The organism is Acinetobacter radioresistens DSM 6976 = NBRC 102413 = CIP 103788 (assembly GCF_006757745.1).
GTDB lineage: Bacteria > Pseudomonadota > Gammaproteobacteria > Pseudomonadales > Moraxellaceae > Acinetobacter > Acinetobacter radioresistens.
Window position 1 is genome coordinate 2,485,854 of the sequence record NZ_AP019740.1, and the last position, 21,858, is coordinate 2,507,711.

Here is a 21,858-nt window from a genome sequence, read left to right on the forward strand (position 1 = left end):
AAATTTGATATAAAAACAGAATTTGAGTTATATCCATGCCAGAAGACCAAAATAAAACTGATCAACAGACAGAACCGGTAGCACAATCTGAACAGGTTGAGCATGAAAAGACTGAAGCTCCTGCTACACCTCAACCTTCCAGCAAGCTGATTCCAACCAGACATTCCACTTTATTCTGGATGCTGCTTGTTTTAATTATTGGTATTACAATTATCTTATGGGCCTGGCATTTAGGTCCGTTTCATACAGCAATCGAACGTACTGATAACAGCTATGTTAAAGGGCAAACAACTATTTTGTCTTCTCAAATTAATGGCTATATTCAGCAGGTTATGGTCAAAGACTTTGACTATGTCAAAAAAGGGCAACCTTTACTGAGAATTGATGCGAAAACTTATGGGGAACAAGTTGTCCAGGCAGAAGCTGCGGTAGAACAGGCAGAAAACAATCTGGCTAACCAAGAACAGGCAATTGCCCAGCACCGCGCCGATATTGCAGCAGCTCAGGCGCAGGTAGAACAGGTCAAAGCACAGTATGAACTAGCGCGTAGCCAGCTACAGCGCTATCAGCAGCTTGGTAATAGTGGTGCTGCCTCTAAAACAGAACAGGATAGAGCCGCAGCTGATGTAAAAAATGCACAAGCACAGCTTAGACAGGCTGAGGCAAATGTTGAGGTCGCACGTGAAGCATTGAAAACTGCTCAAGTGGCCCAGATTGGTCTGAAAGCACAGGTCAAAAATGCACAGGCACAACAAGCACAGGCTCAGACCACCCAAAATTATAGTCTGATCAGTGCTCCAATGGACGGCCAGCTTGGGGAGGTAAACCCGCGTGTGGGGCAATACGTTGCTGCAGGTTCACAGCTGTTATTTCTGATTCCAAAACAGACTTGGGTTATTGCCAACTTTAAAGAAACCCAGATTGCCAATATGAAAGTTGGTCAGAAAGCAAGTTTTACAGTAGATGCTTTGAATGATCGTCAGTTTACTGGTCGCGTAGAACGGATCGCTCCAGCAGCCGGTTCAGAATTTAGTGTAATTAAGGCTGATAATGCTACAGGCAATTTTACCAAGGTGGTACAGCGTATATCGGTACGGATTGCAATTGATCCAAATCAGCCAGGAATTAAGGATTTGCGTCCGGGTATGTCCGTAATCAGTTCAGTTGATACCAGCTCATAATGAGCTGTTTAAATAACTACCATGTAACAGCAGTGAACTGCCTTTTTAGCTACAACAGTTTATGATTGTTTTATCTTAGTCTAGTCTATATTGCCAGTTTTTATGCTTGACCTTTTAGCTCAGCCTGTACCTTACCAGACTATTATTCAGCACGCTCAACTGAGCTTAACTGTCAAGCGGCTAGATCTGGTTCATCCAGAAATTTCTGGCAATAAATTTTATAAACTTAAAAACAATATCCATTTTGCTCTGGCAGAAGGATTCAAACAACTTCTGACTTTTGGAGGCGCTTTTTCGAATCATATTGCTGCTACCGCCGCCGCAGGCAAACTTGCCGGTTTATCTACTATAGGTATTATCCGGGGAGAAGAACTGGCTCAGCGTCCGTTTAATCCAACCCTTATGCAGGCCCAAGCAAATGGCATGCAGCTCTATTTTATAAGTCGTCATGAATACAAATACCGGGCTGATCAGGCCTACCTGCAGACGTTACAGCAACGTTTTCCTCAGGCTTATATCATTCCAGAAGGCGGTACCAATTCACTCGCTGTAACTGGGTGCAAGGAAATCCTTTCTTCACAAGATCTGGAAAACTATGATGTTTTCTGCTGTGCGGTGGGTACTGGCGGAACTATGAGTGGCTTGATTGAAGCCAGTTCAGAACAGCATCAGGTCTTAGGTTTTCCAGTGCTAAAGGGAGATTTTTTACAAGCAGAAATCACTCAATGGACTAACAAAACCCACTGGCAGCTGCTACAGGATTATCACTTTGGTGGTTATGCTAAAATTACGCCTGCGCTGCTCGACTTTATACAACACTTTAAGAAAGCTTATAGTATTCCTCTTGAACCAATCTATACGGCAAAAATGCTATTTGGACTAATAGATCTGATTCAAAAAAATTATTTTCAACCTCATACCCGTATTCTCGCCATTCACAGTGGAGGATTACAAGGTTTCCCTCTACCTCCTGAATCTTTTTCTGAAAATCGACTATAATGCCGAGCTTTTTTATGACTGGGAATTACTGATGGCTGCAGCATATTATGATGTGATTGTTATAGGTGCCGGCGCATCTGGACTAATGCTCGCAGCTTTGGCTGCCAGACGGGGGCGTAAGGTTCTGGTTGTAGAGAAAACCAATAAAGTCGGCAAAAAAATTCTTATGTCTGGTGGCGGTAAATGTAACTTTACCAATTTATATGTCGAGCCTGAACACTACATTTCCCATAATCCGCATTTTGTTATCTCTGCTCTATCCCGCTATAGCAACTGGGATTTTATTGGACTGGTGTGTGATTATGGTATTGAGTATGAAGAGCGCAAGCATGGACAGCTCTTTACCTTAAACGGCGCCAAAGATATTTTAAACATGCTGCTCAGCGAATGTAAAAAAACAGGGAATGTTGAAATTCGAAGCAGCTGTGAAGTCAAAGCGGTAAATCCACTTTGTGAAAACAGCTTTGAAGTTATCACAGCACAAGGTCAGTTTAATTGTGAATCTGTTGTTGTAGCTTCTGGTGGTTTGTCCATTCCTACACTGGGTGGTTCAGGTTTCGGCTATGAACTGGCAAAACAGTTTGGTCATTATGTTTACTCTACCCGTGCAGGCTTAGTTCCTTTCACCTTTAGTGATCAGTTCAAGGAAGTGACTACCCGTTTAAGTGGTAATGCACTGGAGGCAACTCTAAGTAATTCCTTAAATACTTTTACTGAGGCCCTGTTATTTACCCATCGCGGTCTAAGTGGCCCAAGTGCCCTACAACTGTCTAATTATTGGTGTAATGGTGAAAGCTTTCAGATTAATTTTCTGCCGGGAACAGATATAGCGATATGGTTAAAACAAAAAAAGCAGTCGCAGCCTAAAGTTCTGCTCCGTACATTACTTAATGAATATATGGCTAAAAGTATTGTAGTAGAGCTACAGAACTTGATTTGGCCTGAAGAATCTGAAATTGGAATTGGTAATTTAAGTGACCAGAGACTAGAAGAAATCGGTGAGAATCTGCAAAATTTTAGTGTTAAGCCTTCTGGCACAGAAGGTTACCGTACCGCTGAAGTAACTTTGGGTGGGATAGACACGACTGAAGTTTCATCCAAAACCATGGAAAGCAAAAAACAGAAAGGGATTTATTTTATTGGTGAAGTGTTGGATGTCACTGGTCACTTAGGGGGATACAACTTTCAATGGGCATGGGCTTCTGCCCATGCTGCCAGTCAATATGTATAAGTTATTCGAGATAATCTGTACGTAATAAAATGATCTGGCGCGCCTGCTGTAAACGGCTAATGGCTGTTTCCATCTTGTTTACAGCAAGCCTCATTGAACTTGATTTTTCTATTTTAAACATTGTATTTAAAAGATTTTTAATTGACATAACAGTTCCTTGTTTAGATTTTTATTGAATAGCTGAGTAATATTTTTCTTTAAGTCTTCATCATATATAAACTGTTTCCTCAGTACAATTGAGACCCTATAAAATTTGCCATATTTTCATGACGATATTTGGTCCTAAAGATTTTTCAGAACTCCTCATGCTTCTGTTCTGGACATTTTACCTTTGAATTATGTTCGGACTTATTTTCGGTTATATTCTGTTTATGACTTAACTCAGAATTTTTCTTAAAGATAAACTTATAAGCCGCACTTAAAAAACCTGTAGTAATACCGGCAATAATTAATGGTGCAAGAACCTTGTTGGGTGGACGTCGCTCCGGATAGTTTTGCATTATTTTTATACCTCTCCTGTTATGAACTTAAAAAGAAAGGCCACGCTCAGGTGACCCATCTTTTATTCAGATCAAAGCTTATTTTTGATCATCTTTCTTTTCTGGATTTTTGTTAGCATCTACATTCGGCTCAGCTTCACCTGTAGAGCCAAATGGATTATTAGTAGGCGGATTTACTGGATTAACCCCTACTGAATCAGGCGTAACCTGATCAATGCCAGAGGCTTCATTATCACCATATGGTGCAGTCGTTAATGTCGCCGGAGTAGTATTTGACAAATCAGTACGCATTGGCGCATTGGTATCATTATCGGTATCTGGCATAAAAGTTCCATTCTCCGCAGTTTTAGTTGTGCTGTCAGTTACCTGGGACGAAGCCCCGTCCATAGATAATTCAGATGATTTAGCAGCTGAAGTATCTGTACCTTGAGATGAAGTCATTGACGGGCTAGTTGCAGGGGTGTGAGCAGCTGCAAATGAACCAGTGGTTGAAGTCATTGTTGAACTGGTAGTACCGGAGTCATTATTACGTAAAGGATTTGGATGGTTCGCCTCACGTTTCGCTTTATCAATCAAGTCAGTCAAAACACGTTCAGCCGGTTGGCGTCCACCTAAACCAAAGGCTAGAGCAAATGCTACTGCCACAGCACCCAGAGTCAGACCGAAGGCAAGGTTTACAATAGAGTCGGCAATGCCCATTGCACGTAGACCCATAGCAATTACCAGACCCATGATTAATACACGAACCAGGCAACCTAACCAACGTGAACTATTGTATTCACCACGTTCAACAACATTCGCTACTATATTGGCCAGCCAGAAACCTACTACCAAAATTACTGCACCTAGCAGGATATTGGCACCAAAGTAAATGAACATGGCAATCAGCGCGCTGACCTGCTCAAAACCAAGACGGTTTGCTGCTTCAGACAGAGCAAACAGCATAGTGAAGAATACAATTAGGTAACCAACAATACTGGATACTTTGGCATTACCCATGAAACGCTGAACACCAACCTTAGCTGGTAGTTCATCTGCACCTGTACCGGCAATCAGTTCAGCAACCAGACGACCGACAAAGCGTGACACAATGTATGCCAGAATCAGAATCAGGCCCGCAGCAATAATATGCGGAATTGCGTTCATGATTTCATAGAGCATCGCAGTTGCAGGTTGAGAAATACTTTGTATACCTAATGCTTCAAAAGCTACAATCAGTGCTGTAATCATAATGATTGCAAACACGAATGAACCAAGGAATCCAGGTAAATTAGAATTTTTAAATAAACCTACTTTTTGTACCTGAGTCTGCAAGTCAAGGCTGTTAACCAGACCTTCTACAATACCACGAACAATTTTGGCCAGAATGTAGCCTGCAAACAGGATGATAGCTGCCATGAATATATTAGGAATATATAGCGCAGCTTTATTAACCAGGTTTTGAACTGGCACCAAGAGGCCATCCAGTCCCAGAATAGAAAGGACAATTGGCAGGAACAGTAAAAGGATTAACCAGTAAATGATATCAGCAATATTTTTACTGATAGGACTTACACCGACATCATTACTCAACTTTTCATCAAGTTGTGTACGGGCCAGTACTTTGGTTAAACCGGTACGCACCAGACGTGCTACCAGCCAGCCAATAAAGCCTACCGCGATTGCTGCAATCAGATTAGGAATAAATACCAGCACTTGACTGATCATATTACTAAACGGACCGCTGACGCTATTGATATTCAGAACATTTAAAGCAGCAATAATGGCAATAATTAAAATAAACCAGAATACAATACGTGAGAAAAGTCCCTCATAATTCGGAGACGTTCCTGTAGTTGTAGTGTGCCCTGCTGCATTAGATAATTTATGATTGGTATTCATTTTTTGCAGAAGCTTTTTAACTCCGGCAGCAATGACCAATGCAATAATCCAGCCCAGAATTAATATCACAACCGCCGCAATAATGGGATGGAATTGATCCCAATAGTACATTGCATCAAAACCCGGACCTCGGGCTCCTCCAGCATAGTAATCATTCATTTTGTTATGCCCTCTTGTTATGCTTCAATTTGCTTGTTTTAAAGCGTTTTAAGTTGTTAAGAATGTTTAGAAAGCTAGGCTTATATTCCTTTTCAACATATTTTGTGGACAATGTTTATTCAACTACAGTGAGCATAAATACAACAAATCGTCAGTAAAAGATTGCAAAAAAGCCCTAATGTATACACATTAAGGCTATAGGCTGAGGTGACTTAAGTGGATAGCAATATTTAAACAGCCGCCACTATAGTCTGATCCTCGTCTAGCTAGCCTTATTGACCATGGGCAGAGCCAGTACCGGTATCATGAGCTGCTGCTGTACCGCCAGTATCTGTTGCCGTACTGTCTACTGCCGTCGCTTCGGTATTACCGGCTACTGCTGGGGTTGTATTGTTCATGGAAGCTTGTTCCATTTCTGCATTAGGATGCTGTGGCGGAGCCTCAGAAGAATCCGGATCACGGTCGCCAATCATATAAACCACTAAAGCCGCCAGAAAAATACCTACCGCAATAAGAATATAAATAGGTAAACGGTTTTTTTTTACCGTATCCTGTGGGCCATTAGTATGAGGCGGTTTATTAAAATCGTGTTGCATAGTCATTCTCTTATTCTTATGGCTTGGATTTTCATCATAACAAGCACTTATGTTGTATTGTGTGAAAAAGCATAGTGGGAACGTGTGCAATGTTTCTAAGTTGTAGTTAAAAATGCGCTATACTATTGGGCCAAGTTTTATGCATTCTGTTTATTTATGGCATATCGTCTACAGCGTACCTCACTGGATCTAGACACCGATGTTACGCATCAGTGCTATTTACATCATACGCGTGACCTGCACCTGATCGGGATTATTGAGTTTAGCAAGCCTAGCTATGTATTAAAGTGGGGCGATCTAGAATACTTTCGGCGTCGTACTGAAGAATTTTCAGTAATGCCATTTCCCGATTGTGTAAATGCGATGATCATTGATATTCGTAATATCAGTGCATTTCTGGATCAGGAAGTGCCTATTATTCCTTGGCGCCTGCTTGAAGAAGACTGTCCAATCCGGCTGGTGGTCCCACAAGACCGTATTGAACATTATTCAGGGATATTTGAACCGACTTGGCTCAGTTCAGATGTTGACAGTGCAATTCAGGAGATCCGTGAGTTTGTAGATATGTTTGTACATTAAACATATCTATCTATACTTATTATCCCTTACCAGTAATTTTCCACCGCAATATTTCCCTCACCCCGACGATTCATACTGAGCCCACGCCGTTTCAGTGCCTCCTTGGTATCTTCTACCATTTGCGGATTACCACAAAGCATTACATGACTGGTCTCAGGGTTAAATTGCAGCCCTGCCGCAGCTTCCAGTGCACCATTTTCAATAAGTACGGGCAAACGTTCATGTAATCGGGCATTTGGGTCACGGGTGATAACTGGTATAAAATGAAAGCCTTGATGCCCTTCCCCAAATATTTTGGCCATTTCCTGAATGCGGTCTAGATAAGCTAACTCGGCCTCTGTACGTACACTGTAGACCAGCTGAATTGACTGATATTTAGTCCAAGTTTCAAAATCCTGTAGCATTGATAGAAACGGCGCCAGACCAGTTCCTGTGGCAAGCAGCCATAGATCTTTAGGCAGTGGCAACTGATAACGTGCCAAAGTCAGATATCCATAAGGAATCTTTTCCAGATACAGCTCGTCATTTACTTTCAGGTACTGTAGCTGAGAAGTAAAAGCCCCGTCAGGCACAACAATCGAGAAAAATTCCAGAGTTTCATCAAAAGGTGAAGAAACAATTGAATAAGCGCGTACGATCAGCTCATCTCCAACTTTTAAGCCTATACGCGCAAACTGGCCGGCAGTAAACTTGAAATGTGCAGGTCGTGTCAGCGTAAAACTGAACAGGTTAGAGGTCCAGCGCTGTACTGATAAAACTTTTTCCTGAGTAAATTTTTCAATTGACATGATTTCTACATGGCATGAGAGACTGTGCTCATGGTAGCATGACCATCTATTTATTTTATATTTTTTAAACGTTAAGGCTTCATTCATGCGTATGACATTACGCCAGCTGGCGGTTTTTGTAGCAGTTGCTCAAGAGGGTACCGTCACCCGGGCAAGCGATGCCGTAAAACTGACTCAAAGTGCAGCCAGTATGGCACTGGCAGATCTGGAAGATGGTTTGGGTGCCCCCCTGTTTGACCGCTTAGGTAAACGTCTACAACTGAATGATCTGGGACGTTTCTTGCTTCCGCAAGCTTTAGAAATACTAGGTCGTTGTGAGTCTTTTGAACAGGCTGCTAAAGGTGAACTACAAAGTATTGATTTGCGTCTGGGTGCGACCTTAACGATCAGTGATTATTTAATGCCTGATCTGATGGCTGGCTTCTTGCAGCTTCAGCCCCAAGCTCATCTACAGCTTCAGGTAGGTAATACCCGCCAGATGATTGAAGCTGTAAATCAGTTTCAGCTGGATTTGGCACTCATTGAAGGCTCATGCCATTTACCCCAACTGCAATGTATCCATTGGCGTGATGATGAGCTTGCTGTCTGCTGTGCACCTGATCATCCATTGGCACAGCATAAACAACCGCTGAGTCAGAAAGATTTTTTAAATGCTGAGTGGATTTTGCGTGAAGAAGGTTCAGGTACCCGTGAAGTATTTGATAATAGTATTTTGCAGGATCTACCTGATGCAAACATCCGTTTAACGCTTGGGCATAATGAAGCCATTTTAAAAATAGTTGCTGGTGGTATGGGGGTTTCCTGTATTTCCAGACTAGCTATTGAGCCTCTTCGTGAAAAAGGTCAGTTAGTCATACTAGATACACCCTTCTGGCAGTTAACGCGCCCTCTTTTTATGCTGGTTCACCGCCAGAAATATCAGGGTCCGGGTTTAAAAGCATTTATGCGATTTTGTGAAGAGAGATAAAAAAAAGCGCCTTAAGGCGCTTTTTTTGATCAGTCTACATCATTTTCATTAGCTATATTCTTACTGTCTTTCTTATTTTGGAGCTATTTTTGAAAAAATCTCATTTTTTAGCAGGAATTCATCTGGCTAATATCACGCTCATTCTAGCCAGATTAAGCGGGTACAGGCCTTTGCTATAATGTTACACTCTTAACCTTAACAGCATAATTTGCAGTATTTCAAATTTAAAATATTCTAATAAAAAAAGAGGCTTTCGCCTCTTTCTTACCTCGACAGCAAATATTTTAGTCTTTTTGTACTGAACCAAAAATCTTGTCGCCTGCGTCCCCTAAACCCGGCACAATGTACCCCTGTGCATTTAGTCCTTCATCAATTGAAGCAGTAAAAATACGCACATCTGGATGAGCATCTTCTACTTTCTTGATTCCTTCAGGCGCTGCAACTAGGACCATCACCCGGATATCTTTACAGCCACTGGCTTTAAGGACATCAATTGCAGCCACTAGCGAAGCACCTGTGGCCAGCATTGGATCAATAATCATGGCGATACGATTTTGTACATCTGGAACCAGTTTCTTATAGTAAGTCCGCGCTTCTAATGTTTCTTCATCACGTTCAAGCCCCAATACAGAAACTTTGGCGCTCGGAATCAGGTTTAAAAAACCATCCAGCATACCAATGCCGGCACGTAAAATTGGTACTACGGTAATTTTTTTACCGGCAATACGTTGAGTTGTAACTGGTCCTGCCCATCCTGCGATTTCATGGTCAACTACTGGCAGATCCTGTGTTGCTTCATAAGTCAGCAGCATAGTAACTTCCTGAGCCAGTTCACGGAAATTCTTGGTGCTGATATCGGCACGACGCAAAAGACCAATTTTATGACGGATTAATGGATGTCGGATTTCTTGAATGGGCACGGGAGAACACCTAAAGAATAAGTTTTAGTTGGGGGCATTATAAATGTTTTTTATATCTGAAATAAGCAAAGCCCCCAATGTCTGGGGGCTTTTTTTGTTAAATCCAATAATTTTTAAGAATTATTGCTGACTTAACATGAAGTGGATTGGAGATAAAATCTCGGCTTGGAGCGCAAGCTTGATCATCGGATCTGGATAGATACCCAGGAACAATACCAGCACAGCTGCACCAAGAACCATTAAACCGCCGACTTTCTGGCCCCAGTGCTTATCTGCATCGATACGCGGTGTCTCAGGCGGCGTCATATACATAACCACCATTACACGCAGGTAGTAATATAGACCAATACCTGAACCTACAATCACCATTGCAGCCAAGAACCAGTGCTGGGTAGTAACTGCTGCCATAACTACAAGAAACTTACCAATAAAGCCTGCAGTCAACGGAATACCGGCTAAAGACAGCATCATGACAGTTAAGGTTGCAGTCAGAACCGGACGGCGCCAGAACAGACCTCGGTAATCTGCCAGTGATTCAGCTTCATCCAGATTATTATATGGACTCGACATCAGGGCAACAGCACCGAAAGCGCCGATCGTAGTTAATACATAAGTAATCACATAAACGCTTACACTGCCCAGACTTACATAGGTCATGCTGACCAGTGCAATCAGCAGATAACCGAAATGCGAAATCGATGAATAACCTAGAATGCGCTTTAAGTTTACTTGACGAACTGCCAGCAGGTTACCGACCAGAATCGATAAAACTGCAATAATGGTAATAATAGTCACTAGTGACTCAATCAGGATCGCACCTGAAGTGAGTATATAGCGCACAAACAGGCCAATAGTTGCTACTTTTGCTGCGGTAGCAAGGAAGGTTGCCATCGGTGCTGGTGCACCTGCATAAACATCAGGCGTCCATTTATGAAATGGCGCCAGCGATAGTTTAAATGCAATAGCAAAGATAATCAGTCCCAGACCAATAATTACCATTGGTTGCTGGATTGCCTGCATGAGTGCCTGTACAGAGTCATAGAATGACAGTGAGCCAGTATAAGCATAGATATATGCCATACCCATCAGTAGCATAGCTGAAGCAGTAGCTGACAGCACCAGGTACTTCACACCAGATTCAAGAGAACGGGCGCGCTGATGTGTATAGGCCAGCAAACCGTAAACCGGAATTGACATCAGTTCGAGGCTGATAAAGAAAGATGCATAGTGACTGCTTGAAACCATCAGCATTGCACCAACCACTGAAGTCAGTAGCAGAATATACAGCTCTTCACGGTTACTCTTATAGGTCTCGATATAAGCATGAGACAGTGTTGAACAGGCCAGTGCAGCGATCAAGATCAGTAACTGGTACAGCATGGTAAATGGATCAACCATAAACATGCCCATAACATTCGCCGGTACAAAATGACCACCGAACATTTCCATCAGGATATAGATGACGGACAGGTTTAAACCCACTACTGTGGCAGTAGCAATCAAGTTATGGTTACGTTTGATTGCCGTGAGGATCATTACCACGATCGCAGTTAAGGCCACGATCATCACAGGAGCTAATGGCATAAGCTCGGAAAATGACATTGTGAAGTTCATGGCTTATTGGATCTCCACATTTTCGAGTTGAGTCGACACCTGCTGGGTGACATCAACGACTTCTTGAACAGGAATGTAGCTATTTGCTAACCACGCCATACTTGAGTTGGACACATCAAGGAAAGTTTGTGGATAGAGACCAAGCCAGACTAGACCTAGCGCACAGATCAACAGAATTACCATTTCACGAGCATTCAGATCTTTTAATGGATGTGAATAATGCTGCTTTTGTTCTTCATTTGGCACACCAAATAAAGCTTTGTGAATCAGGATTAAACCGTACAGACCGGCAAATACCAGACTGACTGCTGCAAGAATTGTAAATACTGGGAATTTTGCATAAGAACCCATCAGGATCAGGAACTCACCGATGAAGTTACCCAAACCAGGAATACCGACTAACGCTGCCACGAAGAACATCAGGAAGAATGGCAGATACTGGAACTGACCGCGAATACCGCCCATCAGACGCATATCACGTGTATGCAGACGCTCATAAATCTGGCCACACATAATAAACAATGCAGCAGACGACAAACCATGAGCCAGCATCATGATCATCAGACCCTGGAAGGTCAGGATATTACCGGCATATAGCGCCAATAACACAAAACCCATGTGCGAAATGGAAGTGTAAGCCAGCAGACGCTTCATGTCTGTTTGCTGGAAAGCACACCATGCGCCGTAAAAAATACCGATCAAACCAAAGATAATAGCGATATTGGCAAAATCTGCAGATGCTGCCGGAAAGAACGGAATAACAAAACGGAGCAAACCATAAGCAGCAGTCTTAATCAGGATCCCTGCAAGGTCAACCGAACCTGCTGTAGGCGCCTGAGCATGGGCATCTGGTAACCAGCCATGTAACGGGAATACTGGCAACTTGACCGCAAACCCGATAAACATACAGATCATAAATGCGTATGCAACTGAAGGCAGCTGAGTGTCCAGTGCATTGGCAACGCCCAGCAGATAGTTATAGCTGAAGTTGATGGTACCGGTCATCATATAACCGTAAATCACCAGCCCCAGAATACCGATCAGCATGATCAGGCCTGCAACCTGCGTATAAATAAAGAACTTGGTTGCCGCATAAACACGCGAACGTCCATTTGAACCTTTATGTCCCCAAAGTGCGATCAGGAAGTAGATCGGCACCAGCATCATCTCCCAGAAGAAGAAGAACAGGAACATGTCGATAGCCAGAAATACCCCGATGACTCCACCTAGAGACCATAATAAGTTCAGGTGGAAGAAACCAACATTTTTCTGGATTTCACCCCATGAACAGCCTACTGCCAGCACACCAAGAAGTGCTGTCAGGCCGACCATGAGTAAAGAAAGTCCATCTACTGCCAAATGAATATTGATACCCAGGGTTTGAATCCAAGGTAGTGCAAACTCTGCAGACCAGGTTGGAACCTTCTGGCCCAAGCTATAGTCATAAGTACCAGTCTGCCAAAGAGCAATGGTCAGGCCCAAAGTAACGAGCATGCCAATTAAAGCAATCCAGCGTGGTAGATGTTGGTCGAGCTTGTCGACCAGCCAGCAAATAAAACCTGCAATGAACGGAACAAGGATCAGCGCGGGTAAAATTAAATTGTTTTCCATTTTATTTCCCCACTACCTGAATCACGATCAGGATCATCAGCAACACCACTACCCCGAGTGACATGCTAGATGCGTATTCACGTAGCAAACCGGTTTGACGAGAACTTGTAAAGCTGTTGCCGCTTTTAACTAGCGCAGGCAGAACCAGCCACAGACTGTCAATCGGATCACGACCCATGATCTTCGCGATGAGCAAATATGGTTTTACAAAAACAAGATGATAAAGGGCATCGAAGCCAAAAGCATTACGCCAGATATTGGCAATACCTGTACCAAACGATGTATGGGCAATGCTTTTTACGACATTGTAAGCAAAAGCAAACAGGATAATTCCCACGATCAGACCAGCAATTGCAACACCGCTTGCTAGATGCTCGGCATGTGCAACCGCATCTTCCAGTGTTTCAGGAATACTAAATGCAGGAATAGCTGTAGCCAGAAGCTTATTTACTGGACCTTGCAAGAAGTAACCCAAACCGGTTGACAACGCTGCAAGGATTGCCAGCGGACCCCAATAGGTCACTCCCTTGATTTCATGCGCATGAGTCTTCTCTTCACCAAAGAATACTACCCAGATCAAGCGGAATGTATAAATTGAAGTGAGGAAAGCACCCACTACCCCTACCCAGTACAATGTATTATAAAGTGGCAGGTTGGACATGGCTGACTGTGCATAAACTGCACCAAGGATCGCATCTTTAGAGAAGAAGCCCACGGTCACAATTGGTAACGCTGCCAGTGCACCACCACCAATAACAAAGCACCAGAACACAAATGGAATTTTCTTGCGTAAGCCACCCATTTTGAAAATATTCTGTTCATGATGACAAGCCAGAATCACTGCACCTGAAGACAGGAACAGTAATGCTTTAAAGAAAGCATGTGCCAGCATGTGGAACAGCCCTGCTTGATAAGCTTCTGCACCAACCGCCATAAACATATAACCCAACTGACTCATAGTTGAGTAAGCCAGAATACGTTTGATATCGGTCTGTACCAAGGCAGCAAAACCAGCAACCAGCAAAGTAACCGCACCAGTAATGGAGATAAACTGCATCACTTCTGGTGCCATTTCCATTACAGCAAACATACGGCAGGTTAGGTAGACACCTGCGGTTACCATAGTAGCGGCATGGATCAGTGCAGAAACAGGTGTTGGACCTGCCATTGCATCTGCAAGCCAGGTTTGCAGTGGTATCTGTGCAGATTTACCGGCTGCTCCAAGGAATAACATTAACGCAGTCCAGATAGATAGTGACGAGCTTAGAGTCATGACCTGAGCTGCATTTGCCACGATATACTGGATATTTAATGTTCCGAACTGTTGATAAAGCAGGAATAATGCAATCAGCAGGAATACGTCACCTACACGAGTCACGGTAAAGGCTTTAATTGCCGCCCAGCCATTAGCAGGATTCGAATAATAAAAACCGATCAGCAGATATGAACACAGGCCCACGCCTTCCCAGCCCAAGAATAAAAGTGCCAGGTTATCGCCAAGTACTAACAACAACATGCTTGCTACAAACAGGTTGAAGTAAGAGAAAAAGCGTGCATAACCTTCTTCACCACGCATATACCACGAAGCAAAGATATGGATCAGAAAACCTACCCCAGTAATCATACCGGTCATCAGTAAAGATAGACCATCCAGATGTAGACTAATGCCAGGAGCAAATGTACCAACACTGAACCAGGTCCACAAATGCTGAGCCTGAGCCACTGAACCATTACCTACAAACTCTATACCAGCAATCAGTGCGATCAGAGCAGACAGGCCTACTGAGCCTGCACCGATTACTGCAGAGATATTTTCAGAAAGCTTATCGCGTCCCGCCGCCAACAAGAGAAAACCGATTAGCGGGAATAATACTGTCAAATATAAATAGCTCATCCGCGCATCTCACTAGCAGCATCCACATCCAGATGATGGAAGCGATGATAAAACTGAAGGACGATCGCGAGACCGATACAAGCCTCTGCTGCTGCCAAGGTCAAAATCAGGATAAACATAATCTGTCCATCCGGCTGTGCCCAGGCACTACCCGCCAATACAAATGCCAATGCTGCTGCATTCATCATGACTTCAAGGCTCATTAACATAAACAAAAGGTTACGTCGTACCATTACACCATAAAAGCCCAGTGCAAAAAGAATGGTTGCGACAATCAAACCATGTTCTAGAGGGATGTTACCCATTATTGTTTTCCTCTTCTGCACCCGGTTCACGTCGACCAATATGGAATGCAGCAACCAGCGAAGCCAGAAGCAGCATTGCGGCAACCTCAACCAATAATAAATAATGTGTAAAGAGTGACTGACCTACAGCCTTGGGTCCGATAACTTCACGGCCGAGCGTAGCACCTGCAGTAGTGTATTCACCACCGAGCATCCACACTAAAATCAGCCCCATCAGGAATGACATCAGTGCCGGGTAGGCCCAGGCAGATGAGTTTAACCATTTACGCTCCTGCTCCATGGTTTGCTGCCCCAGATTCAGCATCATAACCACGAACACGAACAGCACCATAATAGCGCCTGCATAAACGATCACTTCAAGTGCACCAGCAAACGGCGCACCTACGATCAGAAAAATACCTGCTACTGCCAGAAGTGAAACAATCAGGCTGAGTAAAGCGTGTACCGGATTGGTGTTGGTTACCACACGAATCGTCGAGATAATGGCCACAAGAGCCATTAGATAAAATGGCCACATCATGGTAATAGACTCCGTACATCAATAGGTGCACTTTCTTTTTGTGCCTGACCTTTGTCTTTGCCTTCGATTGCCATACCTGCTACACGATAGAAATTGTAGTCAGGATATTTGCCAGGACCAGAAATTAGCAGATGTTCTTTTTCATAAACCAGATCCTGACGAACATATTCACCAAGTTCAAAGTCAGGTGTCAGCTGAATGGCTGTGGTTGGGCATGCTTCTTCACACATACCGCAGAAGATACAACGTGAAAAGTTGATACGGAAAAATTCCGGATACCAGCGACCATCTTCTTTCTCTGCTTTTTGCAGTGAAATACAGCCTACCGGACAGGCGACAGCACATAGGTTGCAGGCAACACAACGCTCTTCACCATCCGGATCACGTGTCAGAATAATCCGTCCACGATAACGTGGCGGTACGATCTGCTCAGCAGGTACTTCCGGATATAAAATGGTGTCACGTTTACGTCCGACATGGGTGAAGACCATCCATAGCGTACGAACAATTGACCCAACTCCAGCTAGAATTTTATACATTTTTAACTCCCTGCTGTCCTAGGCCGCATTCATCAGAATAACAGCGCCAGTTACCAATAGGTTTACTAACGCCAATGGCAGACACACTTTCCAGCCAAAATTCATCACTTGGTCATATCGTGGACGCATAAGTGAACCACGAGCCAATACAAACATCATGACAAAGAAAGCAGTTTTAATAATGAACCAGAATGCTGGTGGCAAGAACGGAATTTCAAGATTGAATGGTGCAAGCCATCCACCAAAGAATAGAGTTACAATCAGGGCAGAAATCAGGATGATATTGACGTATTCAGCAACGAAAAACATCCCCCATTTCATACCACCATATTCAACATGGTAACCTTCTGCAAGTTCCTGTTCGGCTTCCGGCTGATCAAATGGATGACGGTGAGTCACCGCTACGCCTGCGACTACGAAGATCATAAAACCAAGGAACTGCGGAATGATAAACCACATGTCACGCTGGGCTTCTACAATTTCACGCAGGTTGAAAGAACCTGCAATTGCAACTACACCCATCAGTGAAATACCCAGAAAGACTTCATAAGAAATTGTTTGGGCTGCAGAACGCAGGCCGCCCAGTAATGCGTACTTGTTGTTTGAAGACCAGCCGCCAAATAATACGGCATAAACTGCAATACCAGCCATCGCCATAAAGAACAGCAGGCCGATACTCATATCGGCTACGCCCAGAGATGGTGATACAGGTATCACCATAAATGAGAGTACTGCAGTTGCCATCGCAACCGCAGGTGCCAGACGGAATGTCAGTTTGTCAGAGAATTTTGGTGTCCAGTCTTCCTTGAACATGATTTTAAGCATGTCAGCTACAATCTGGAACATGCCGCCTGGACCTACACGGTTCGGACCATAACGGTCCTGCCAGACAGCCAGCAGGCGACGCTCAATAAAAGACATCAGCGCTGCCATTAATACCACCACCAGCAGTACGATAATGGCCTGTACTACCATAAAGGTAGTTTCCCAACCGGCTGCCCATTGCGGTAGTACGCGTAAGGTTTCGTTCATGATTACACTCCTACCGCAACTGATACAGGCTCAGCCAAGGATACCGTAGGTGCCAGTCCTACCGGATAACCGATATAACCTGTCGGTAAATATTCAATCACTTGTACAGGAAGGCTGATGGTGGTATCCCCCGTTTTAACAGTCATACGCTGACCATCTTGTACATTAAGGCGGCTGGCATCCTGTTCACCTACAGCAAACATCGCTTCAGGAATACGGGTTTCCATCGCTGGTGTTTTAACAGTGAACTCACCAGAAGCAAAGATGTGATGCATTGGAACCAGGCGGAAGCTTTCTGCATTTGCAAGAACTGCAGCAGGTGCAACATAGCTACGTGCCGGGCGTTTAGCCAGACGGTCAAACAGACGCACGCCGGAGTCTCCACCTTTTAAATGGCCACCGACTTCATCTTGATATTTATTCCAGGCTTGTGGCGAGTTCCAACCCGCAGCCCAGGCAAATGGTACCAGAGATGATGCTTTTTGCGGACCCACATAACCTTCCATAGAAAAGGTTAATGCAGAGTCAATATCTGTTGGCTGTTTTGGCTCATGTACAGAAAGCGGCGCACGCATTGCAGTACGACCAGAATAGCGACGTGGTTCACGCGCAATTTTCAGACCATGGATACGATAGCCCGCGTCCGGAGCAACGTCTTGGATCGCTTCAAGTACAGGTACATTTTTAGCGACACTTTCAATGACATCATCCAGTACAGTCCAGCTAATGTTCTTGTCTTCAAGACCGGTCTGTAAAGCATGCAGCCAGCGCCAAGACTCCTTGATCGCATAAGCCGGGTTATAGTATGACGGATCATAAACCTGATAGTAACGCTGTGCGCGACCTTCCTGACTAACTACCGTACCATCTCCTTCAGCAAAGCTTGCAGCAGACAATACAATCGATGCTTGAGCAACAGTCGCTGTATCAGAATGATCCAATACAATAACCTCAGCTGCTTTAGCCAGTGCTGCATCAATACGGGTAGCTGGCAGACGACGATACAAATCGTTTTCAACCACAATTACTGCATCATAATCCTGTGCAAAAGCCTGTTCGAGACTTAAGCCACCAAACAGAGCCAGCCCCATTGAGTTCACTTCAGGAACAGTCAGACTTAAACCGGCATGACCACCCAGATTTTGTGCGACCTGTGCAGCAGCTTCCATGATGGCAGCATCTTGCAAGCTGGTGCCTGAAATGATCAAAGGCTTTTTCGCAGCTTTCAGGGTATCAGCAATAGTCTGTGCAAATGCAGATGCACTGTCATCCAGACCAGTAATGGTTTCACCCGCCACTGCTTGTGCGACCGCAAAGCCTAAACGCGCGATATCGTTTGGAGAAGCAACCACTTCACCTGTAGCGACATCTGCCAGTCGGGTCTGGGTTGCAGCCAAGATATAGATCGGAGATTTTGCATCTTGAGCAATACGCTTGACCGGTTCAGCCAGCCATTCTTGAGTACGGCGCTCTGCAGCCATTTCTTTGGCTTTATTTTTTGCAGCCTGACGTACAGACAAGGCCATACGTGGTGCGGTCTGGGTCAGATCTTCACCTAAAATCAGAACGGCATCATAGCTTTCAATTTCACGCATGCTCGGGTTATAAATTCCCTCAGTCTGCATGATAGCTGCGGCTAGCTCGACCAGTGACTGCTCTTTCTGGTTCATACCTGTTGAGTAGTTTTCCTGCCCAACCAGTTCGCGTAGTGCAAAGTTAGACTCAAGGCTGGCACGTGGCGAACCAATTCCCAGAACTTTTTTACCTTTTAACTTGGCAATAGTTTGATCCAGCGCTTCATCTACAGTTGCGGTAGTCACTGTGGTACCTGAACGGAACTGCGGTTGACGTGGACGGTCGGCACGGTTGACATAACCGGTACCAAAACGACCCTTGTCACACAGGAAGTACTGGTTTACTTCTCCGTTAAACCGGTTTTCAACACGGCGCAGCTCACCATAACGCTCGCCCGGAGAGATATTACAACCTGAAGAACAGCCTTGGCATACGCTCGGCGCATACTGCATGTCCCATTTACGGTTATAACGCTCTGAGTGGGTTTTATCAGTGAACACGCCAGTTGGACAGATTTCTGTCAGATTTCCAGAGAATTCAGATTCCAAAGCACCTGATTCTGGACGACCGAAATACACACGTGACGCGTTGGCATATACGCCCAGGTCAGTACCGCCGGCATAGTCATTGTAATAACGTACACAGCGGTAACATGCGATACAGCGGTTCATTTCATGCGCAATAAATGAACCCAGTTCCTGATTGTAATGTGTCCGCTTGGTAAACCGGTAACGACGGCGGTCATGACCGGTCATCACAGTCATATCCTGCAAGTGACAGTGGCCACCCTCTTCGCATACCGGACAGTCATGCGGGTGGTTTGTCATCAAAAATTCAATGACAGACTCACGAAAATCTACCGCTTCCTTATCTTCAATCGAAATATAGGTATTGTCAGCCGCGGGGGTCATACATGACATAACCAGACGACCGCGTGTATCCTCAGGATTTGCATACTGGGTTACTGCACATTGACGGCAGGAACCTACAGAGCCTAAGGATGGATGCCAACAAAAATACGGAATATCGATACCCAGTGACAGACAGGCCTGTAGCAGGTTTTCTGAGCCGTCAACTTCGTATGATTTTCCATCGACATGAATTGTAGCCATAGTCGAATTCCTTAAGCTTGTTCTGCTTCACGAGCTGGAGCATGATCTTTGATCTTCGCTTCGAACTCATGACGCCAATATTTTAATGCGCTCTGTAGCGGTTCCATCGCACCTGGTGCGTGGGCACAGAATGTTTTGCCAATCCACAATTTCTTGGTGAGTTCCTGAAGATGCTGGATATCCTCCATCTTGCCTTCACCATTTTCAATTGAACGCAGTGCTTTCACACTCCATGGCAACCCATCACGGCACGGTGTACACCAGCCACAAGATTCACGCGCAAAGAATTCTTCTAAATTACGGGTCGCTGAAACCATGCACTGGTTCTCATCAAACACCATTAGCAAGCAGGTTCCCAGACGAGAGCCAGCTTTCATGATACTGTCAGAGTCCATTGGCAGATCAATATGATCGGCGGTCAGAAAGTCTGTTGATGCACCACCTGGCAGCCAGGCTTTTAGTTTCAGTCCATCACGCATACCACCGGCATGCTCTTCAATGACTTCACGTGCCGTAGTACCAAATGGCAGCTCCCATAGCCCAGGAAATTTCACTTTGCCTGATGCACCATAAATTTTGGTACCTGGATCTTTAGACTTGCCTGCAGACAGACCGATATACCATTCCGGACCACGCAGCATAATCGCTGGCAGATTGTTGTAAGTCTCTACGTTGTTGACAATTGTAGGACGTCCCCAAGCACCTGCGACCTGTGGAAATGGCGGTTTGGTACGCGGATTGGCACGGCGACCTTCCAGCGAGTTGATCAGTGCAGTTTCTTCGCCACAGATATAACGTCCTGCACCAGTGTGCACGTACATTTCAAAGTTCCAGCCAGTATCCAGGATATTTTCACCCAAATAACCTTTGGCACGGATCTGTTCCAAAGCTTCATTTAAATACTGTGCAGCTTCGATATACTCGCCACGGATGAAGATATAACCGTGAGTCGCTTCCAAGGTATAACCTGCAATCAGCATACCTTCGATCAGCTGATGCGGTAAACGCTCCATCAGCAAACGGTCTTTGAACGTACCTGGCTCCATCTCATCGGCGTTACAGATCAGGTAACGTGGACCTGAATTATCATTTGGCGCCATCAGCGACCATTTGATACCCGCCGGAAAGCCTGCACCACCACGCCCTTTAACGGTTGCAGCTTTGACAATTTCCAGTACATCTTTTGGCGGCATGCCTAGCGCTTTTTTAAAGCCTTCATAACCTTCAAGCGTTTCATAGTCATCAGCACTACGTACATGCTCTTGTTTACTTAGACGCCAAGTTAATGGATGAGTTTCCGGGTTACCGTCGCCGTAAATTGGTTTTGGTTCGGTATTCATACATACTTCTCCAATAACTGTTGGATAGAGGTCACTTCAACTAGACCGTGAGTATCTCCATCAATCATTAACGTTGGGCCTTTGTCACAGTTACCCAGGCAGCAGATTGGTAGCAAAGTAAAACGGCCATCAGCAGTCGTTTGACCAAACTGGATGCCAAGTTCACGCTGAAATGCTTCTGCCAAAGTTTCTGCACCCATCAGGAAGCATGCAATCGAATCACACAACAGGATCACATGACGCCCTACAGGCTGGCGATAAATACGGTTGTAAAATGTTGCAACACCTTCCAGATCAGCAGTACTGATTGAAAGCAGCTGGGCAATCGCATTAAGCTGGGCATCATCTACCCAGCCGTTACGGCGCTGCACACATTTTAGTGCGTCCAGTGAAGCCGCACGTGCATAGGGATAATGACCAATGTGATGCTGAATTTCATGGATTTCTTCAGAAGTTAAAATCCCTTCGACATTCACACGTGGTTTTTTGTCAGTCAAAATCATCATAATGCGTTA

General features: G+C 44.5%; 21 protein-coding genes. 5 read left to right on the top strand and 16 right to left on the bottom strand.

Annotated features, from left to right (window positions below; all coding sequences use genetic code 11):
- Positions 1-35: 35 nt before the first annotated feature.
- The 3 genes from ACRAD_RS11655 (at position 36) to ACRAD_RS11665 (ending at position 3,411) form a co-directional block, all read left to right on the top strand.
- A complete protein-coding gene (locus ACRAD_RS11655; protein WP_005027655.1) occupies positions 36-1,181 on the top strand; it encodes an HlyD family secretion protein in 1,146 nt (381 codons plus the stop codon).
- A gap of 102 nt (positions 1,182-1,283) precedes the next feature.
- Positions 1,284-2,180, top strand: a complete 897-nt coding sequence (locus tag ACRAD_RS11660) for a 1-aminocyclopropane-1-carboxylate deaminase/D-cysteine desulfhydrase (protein WP_005027657.1) — start codon at positions 1,284-1,286, stop codon at positions 2,178-2,180.
- 31 nt (positions 2,181-2,211) lie between these two features.
- Positions 2,212-3,411, top strand: coding sequence for a BaiN/RdsA family NAD(P)/FAD-dependent oxidoreductase (locus tag ACRAD_RS11665; protein WP_005027659.1), 1,200 nt, complete (start codon positions 2,212-2,214; stop codon positions 3,409-3,411).
- Position 3,412: 1 nt separating this feature from the next.
- Here the strand turns inward: ACRAD_RS11665 and ACRAD_RS16520 are convergent, their stop codons facing one another.
- The 4 genes from ACRAD_RS16520 to ACRAD_RS11680 form a co-directional block, all read right to left on the bottom strand.
- Positions 3,413-3,559: a hypothetical protein gene (locus ACRAD_RS16520; protein ID WP_005027661.1), complete on the bottom strand. Its 147-nt coding sequence runs from the start codon at positions 3,557-3,559 to the stop codon at positions 3,413-3,415.
- Between the two features lie 145 nt (positions 3,560-3,704).
- A complete protein-coding gene (locus ACRAD_RS11670; RefSeq protein WP_005027663.1) occupies positions 3,705-3,911 on the bottom strand; it encodes a hypothetical protein in 207 nt (68 codons plus the stop codon).
- A gap of 78 nt (positions 3,912-3,989) precedes the next feature.
- Positions 3,990-5,951: a mechanosensitive ion channel gene (locus ACRAD_RS11675; protein WP_005027665.1), complete on the bottom strand. Its 1,962-nt coding sequence runs from the start codon at positions 5,949-5,951 to the stop codon at positions 3,990-3,992.
- Positions 5,952-6,223: 272 nt separating this feature from the next.
- On the bottom strand, positions 6,224-6,547 hold the full coding sequence (locus tag ACRAD_RS11680) for a flagellar basal body-associated FliL family protein (RefSeq protein WP_005027667.1): 324 nt from the start codon (positions 6,545-6,547) through the stop codon (positions 6,224-6,226).
- 156 nt (positions 6,548-6,703) lie between these two features.
- On the opposite strand from ACRAD_RS11680, the gene ACRAD_RS11685 reads away from it, so the two are divergent.
- Complete coding sequence (locus tag ACRAD_RS11685; protein WP_005018694.1) at positions 6,704-7,126, top strand: hypothetical protein; 423 nt, start codon at positions 6,704-6,706, stop codon at positions 7,124-7,126.
- Between the two features lie 26 nt (positions 7,127-7,152).
- Here the strand turns inward: ACRAD_RS11685 and ACRAD_RS11690 are convergent, their stop codons facing one another.
- A complete protein-coding gene (locus ACRAD_RS11690; protein ID WP_005027669.1) occupies positions 7,153-7,914 on the bottom strand; it encodes a ferredoxin--NADP reductase in 762 nt (253 codons plus the stop codon).
- A gap of 85 nt (positions 7,915-7,999) precedes the next feature.
- On the opposite strand from ACRAD_RS11690, the gene gigC reads away from it, so the two are divergent.
- On the top strand, positions 8,000-8,881 hold the full coding sequence (gigC, locus tag ACRAD_RS11695) for a LysR family transcriptional regulator GigC (RefSeq protein WP_005027671.1): 882 nt from the start codon (positions 8,000-8,002) through the stop codon (positions 8,879-8,881).
- Positions 8,882-9,165: 284 nt separating this feature from the next.
- Here gigC and upp read toward each other — a convergent pair whose 3' ends face one another.
- From upp to nuoE, 11 genes are all read right to left on the bottom strand, one after another.
- Entirely contained in the window at positions 9,166-9,801 is a 636-nt protein-coding gene (gene upp / locus ACRAD_RS11700) for a uracil phosphoribosyltransferase (protein ID WP_005018688.1), read from the bottom strand.
- A 120-nt stretch (positions 9,802-9,921) separates the two neighbouring features.
- Positions 9,922-11,415, bottom strand: a complete 1,494-nt coding sequence (nuoN, locus tag ACRAD_RS11705) for an NADH-quinone oxidoreductase subunit NuoN (RefSeq protein WP_005018687.1) — start codon at positions 11,413-11,415, stop codon at positions 9,922-9,924.
- A gap of 3 nt (positions 11,416-11,418) precedes the next feature.
- Positions 11,419-13,026 (bottom strand): NADH-quinone oxidoreductase subunit M, encoded by a 1,608-nt coding sequence (gene nuoM, locus ACRAD_RS11710; protein ID WP_005018684.1) that lies wholly within the window; start codon positions 13,024-13,026, stop codon positions 11,419-11,421.
- A 1-nt stretch (position 13,027) separates the two neighbouring features.
- A complete protein-coding gene (nuoL, locus tag ACRAD_RS11715; RefSeq protein ID WP_005027674.1) occupies positions 13,028-14,920 on the bottom strand; it encodes an NADH-quinone oxidoreductase subunit L in 1,893 nt (630 codons plus the stop codon).
- Positions 14,917-15,225, bottom strand: coding sequence for an NADH-quinone oxidoreductase subunit NuoK (gene nuoK, locus ACRAD_RS11720; protein WP_005018679.1), 309 nt, complete (start codon positions 15,223-15,225; stop codon positions 14,917-14,919). Before nuoK ends, nuoL begins: the two co-directional genes overlap by 4 nt.
- Entirely contained in the window at positions 15,218-15,742 is a 525-nt protein-coding gene (gene nuoJ / locus ACRAD_RS11725) for an NADH-quinone oxidoreductase subunit J (protein ID WP_171063943.1), read from the bottom strand. The genes nuoK and nuoJ overlap by 8 nt, the downstream gene beginning before the upstream one ends.
- Positions 15,742-16,284, bottom strand: coding sequence for an NADH-quinone oxidoreductase subunit NuoI (gene nuoI, locus ACRAD_RS11730; protein ID WP_005018674.1), 543 nt, complete (start codon positions 16,282-16,284; stop codon positions 15,742-15,744). Before nuoI ends, nuoJ begins: the two co-directional genes overlap by 1 nt.
- A gap of 18 nt (positions 16,285-16,302) precedes the next feature.
- Positions 16,303-17,316, bottom strand: coding sequence for an NADH-quinone oxidoreductase subunit NuoH (gene nuoH / locus ACRAD_RS11735; RefSeq protein WP_005027679.1), 1,014 nt, complete (start codon positions 17,314-17,316; stop codon positions 16,303-16,305).
- Between the two features lie 2 nt (positions 17,317-17,318).
- Positions 17,319-20,003 (bottom strand): NADH-quinone oxidoreductase subunit NuoG, encoded by a 2,685-nt coding sequence (gene nuoG / locus ACRAD_RS11740; protein ID WP_005027681.1) that lies wholly within the window; start codon positions 20,001-20,003, stop codon positions 17,319-17,321.
- 11 nt (positions 20,004-20,014) lie between these two features.
- Entirely contained in the window at positions 20,015-21,343 is a 1,329-nt protein-coding gene (gene nuoF / locus ACRAD_RS11745; RefSeq protein WP_005018667.1) for an NADH-quinone oxidoreductase subunit NuoF, read from the bottom strand.
- Positions 21,340-21,849 carry an NADH-quinone oxidoreductase subunit NuoE gene (nuoE, locus tag ACRAD_RS11750; RefSeq protein ID WP_005018664.1) on the bottom strand — a complete coding sequence of 170 codons (510 nt, stop codon included), beginning with the start codon at positions 21,847-21,849 and terminating at the stop codon, positions 21,340-21,342. Before nuoE ends, nuoF begins: the two co-directional genes overlap by 4 nt.
- Positions 21,850-21,858 lie beyond the last annotated feature (9 nt).

Bases quoted from the DNA above. Each gene is read 5' to 3' on its own strand.
- ACRAD_RS11655 (WP_005027655.1), top strand. From the start codon at position 36: ATGCCAGAAGACCAAAATAAAACTGATCAACAGACAGAACCGGTAGCA.
- ACRAD_RS11660 (WP_005027657.1), top strand. From the start codon at position 1,284: ATGCTTGACCTTTTAGCTCAGCCTGTACCTTACCAGACTATTATTCAG.
- ACRAD_RS11665 (WP_005027659.1), top strand. From the start codon at position 2,212: ATGGCTGCAGCATATTATGATGTGATTGTTATAGGTGCCGGCGCATCT.
- ACRAD_RS16520 (WP_005027661.1), bottom strand. From the start codon at position 3,559: ATGTCAATTAAAAATCTTTTAAATACAATGTTTAAAATAGAAAAATCA.
- ACRAD_RS11670 (WP_005027663.1), bottom strand. From the start codon at position 3,911: ATGCAAAACTATCCGGAGCGACGTCCACCCAACAAGGTTCTTGCACCA.
- ACRAD_RS11675 (WP_005027665.1), bottom strand. From the start codon at position 5,951: ATGAATGATTACTATGCTGGAGGAGCCCGAGGTCCGGGTTTTGATGCA.
- ACRAD_RS11680 (WP_005027667.1), bottom strand. From the start codon at position 6,547: ATGCAACACGATTTTAATAAACCGCCTCATACTAATGGCCCACAGGAT.
- ACRAD_RS11685 (WP_005018694.1), top strand. From the start codon at position 6,704: ATGGCATATCGTCTACAGCGTACCTCACTGGATCTAGACACCGATGTT.
- ACRAD_RS11690 (WP_005027669.1), bottom strand. From the start codon at position 7,914: ATGTCAATTGAAAAATTTACTCAGGAAAAAGTTTTATCAGTACAGCGC.
- gigC (WP_005027671.1), top strand. From the start codon at position 8,000: ATGCGTATGACATTACGCCAGCTGGCGGTTTTTGTAGCAGTTGCTCAA.
- nuoN (WP_005018687.1), bottom strand. From the start codon at position 11,415: ATGAACTTCACAATGTCATTTTCCGAGCTTATGCCATTAGCTCCTGTG.
- nuoM (WP_005018684.1), bottom strand. From the start codon at position 13,026: ATGGAAAACAATTTAATTTTACCCGCGCTGATCCTTGTTCCGTTCATT.
- nuoL (WP_005027674.1), bottom strand. From the start codon at position 14,920: ATGAGCTATTTATATTTGACAGTATTATTCCCGCTAATCGGTTTTCTC.
- nuoK (WP_005018679.1), bottom strand. From the start codon at position 15,225: ATGGGTAACATCCCTCTAGAACATGGTTTGATTGTCGCAACCATTCTT.
- nuoJ (WP_171063943.1), bottom strand. From the start codon at position 15,742: ATGTGGCCATTTTATCTAATGGCTCTTGTGGCCATTATCTCGACGATT.
- nuoI (WP_005018674.1), bottom strand. From the start codon at position 16,284: ATGTATAAAATTCTAGCTGGAGTTGGGTCAATTGTTCGTACGCTATGG.
- nuoH (WP_005027679.1), bottom strand. From the start codon at position 17,316: ATGAACGAAACCTTACGCGTACTACCGCAATGGGCAGCCGGTTGGGAA.
- nuoG (WP_005027681.1), bottom strand. From the start codon at position 20,003: ATGGCTACAATTCATGTCGATGGAAAATCATACGAAGTTGACGGCTCA.
- nuoF (WP_005018667.1), bottom strand. From the start codon at position 21,343: ATGAATACCGAACCAAAACCAATTTACGGCGACGGTAACCCGGAAACT.
- nuoE (WP_005018664.1), bottom strand. From the start codon at position 21,849: ATGATGATTTTGACTGACAAAAAACCACGTGTGAATGTCGAAGGGATT.